Origin of the sequence: Bacillus sp. IT-79MI2, from assembly GCF_949768135.1 — a bacterium.
Taxonomy (GTDB): Bacteria; Bacillota; Bacilli; order Bacillales; family Bacillaceae_G; genus Bacillus_A; species Bacillus_A pseudomycoides.
Genome location: NZ_CATKPV010000029.1, coordinates 1 through 292 on the forward strand (window position 1 = coordinate 1; position 292 = coordinate 292).

General features: G+C 44.9%; 2 tRNA genes. Both read right to left on the reverse strand.

Annotated elements, in window-relative coordinates:
- Positions 1 to 22: 22 nt before the first annotated feature.
- Positions 23 to 98, reverse strand: a tRNA-Ala gene (locus ACM6HU_RS02045).
- A gap of 8 nt (positions 99 to 106) precedes the next feature.
- Positions 107 to 183 (reverse strand) — tRNA-Ile (locus ACM6HU_RS02050).
- Between the last annotated feature and the right edge of the window lie 109 nt (positions 184 to 292).

Genomic DNA, 292 nt, shown 5'->3' on the forward strand with positions numbered 1-292 from the left:
CATGCTATATAAAATAGCGTTTTGGTGGAGCCTAGCGGGATCGAACCGCTGACCTCCTGCGTGCAAGGCAGGCGCTCTCCCAGCTGAGCTAAGGCCCCAAATTGTATGGTGGGCCTAAATGGACTCGAACCATCGACCTCACGCTTATCAGGCGTGCGCTCTAACCAGCTGAGCTATAGGCCCATACAAATTGCGGAATTATTTTATATCATATTCTCTTTTAAGAGTCAATACGTTTATTGAACTCTCAAAACTAAACGAAAACAAAACACGGAAACTTATATTGATGAAC